The sequence below is a fragment of the Paenibacillus sp. P13VS genome, assembly GCF_015143645.1.
GTDB lineage: Bacteria > Bacillota > Bacilli > Paenibacillales > Paenibacillaceae > Paenibacillus > Paenibacillus xylanilyticus_A.
The window spans coordinates 1-1,710 of sequence record NZ_WYEV01000028.1; the positions used below are offsets into that span (position 1 = coordinate 1).

A 1,710-nucleotide genomic window follows, 5' to 3' on the forward strand; every position below is an offset into this window, starting at 1 on the left:
AACCTGCAATTTGGATAAGCCCTCGACCGATTAGTACTGGTCAGCTCCATGCATTACTGCACTTCCACCCCCAGCCTATCTACCTCGTCGTCTTCAAGGGGTCTTACATACTGGGAAATCTCATCTTGAGGGGGGCTTCACGCTTAGATGCTTTCAGCGCTTATCCCGTCCGTACATAGCTACCCAGCGGTGCTCCTGGCGGAACAACTGGTACACCAGCGGTACGTCCATCCCGGTCCTCTCGTACTAAGGACAGCTCCTCTCAAATTTCCTACGCCCACGACAGATAGGGACCGAACTGTCTCACGACGTTCTGAACCCAGCTCGCGTACCGCTTTAATGGGCGAACAGCCCAACCCTTGGGACCTACTTCAGCCCCAGGATGCGATGAGCCGACATCGAGGTGCCAAACCTCCCCGTCGATGTGGACTCTTGGGGGAGATAAGCCTGTTATCCCCAGGGTAGCTTTTATCCGTTGAGCGATGGCCCTTCCATGCGGTACCACCGGATCACTAAGCCCGACTTTCGTCCCTGCTCGACTTGTAGGTCTCGCAGTCAAGCTCCCTTATGCCTTTGCACTCTTCGAATGATTTCCAACCATTCTGAGGGAACCTTTGGGCGCCTCCGTTACTCTTTAGGAGGCGACCGCCCCAGTCAAACTGCCCACCTGACACTGTCCCCGTACCCGCTAAGGGCACCAGGTTAGAACCTAGATACGATCAGGGTGGTATCCCAACGGTGCCTCCACACAAGCTGGCGCTCATGCTTCAAAGGCTCCCACCTATCCTGTACAGATCGTACCCAAATTCAATATCAAGCTGCAGTAAAGCTCCATGGGGTCTTTCCGTCTTGTCGCGGGTAACCTGCATCTTCACAGGTATTAAAATTTCACCGGATCTCTCGTTGAGACAGCGCCCAAGTCGTTACGCCATTCGTGCGGGTCAGAATTTACCTGACAAGGAATTTCGCTACCTTAGGACCGTTATAGTTACGGCCGCCGTTTACTGGGGCTTCGGTTCACAGCTTCGGATTGCTCCTAACCGCTCCCCTTAACCTTCCAGCACCGGGCAGGCGTCAGCCCGTATACTTCGCCTTACGGCTTCGCACAGACCTGTGTTTTTGCTAAACAGTCGCTTGGGCCTTTTCACTGCGGCCCCCTCGTGCTATTCACACTACCGGGGCACCCCTTCTCCCGAAGTTACGGGGTCATTTTGCCGAGTTCCTTAACGAGAGTTCTTCCGCGCGCCTTAGAATTCTCTTCTCGCCTACCTGTGTCGGTTTGCGGTACGGGCACCTTCATCTGGCTAGAGGCTTTTCTTGGCAGTGTGAGATCATGACCTTCGCTACTGTAATTTTCACTCCCCATCACAGCTCAGCCTTACGATGTGCGGATTTGCCTACACATCAGCCTCACTGCTTGGACAGACATCCATCAGTCTGCGTCACTACCCTACTGCGTCCCCCCATCGCTCGTAACGATTTACGGTGGTACAGGAATTTCGACCTGTTGTCCTTCGACTACGCCTTTCGGCCTCGCCTTAGGTCCCGACTTACCCTGAGCGGACGAGCCTTCCTCAGGAACCCTTAGGCTTTCGGCGGATCAGATTCTCACTGATCTTTTCGTTACTCATACCGGCATTCTCACTTGTATAATGTCCAGCGCTCCTTACGGTACACCTTCAACCCTTATACAACGCTCCCCTACCCCTG

Annotated in this window: 1 rRNA gene; it reads right to left on the reverse strand. The window is 54.2% G+C overall.

The window, feature by feature from the left end:
• Positions 1-10 precede the first annotated feature (10 nt).
• Positions 11-1,710: ribosomal RNA gene (locus GUA98_RS29225) — 23S ribosomal RNA — on the reverse strand; the annotation flags it as partial.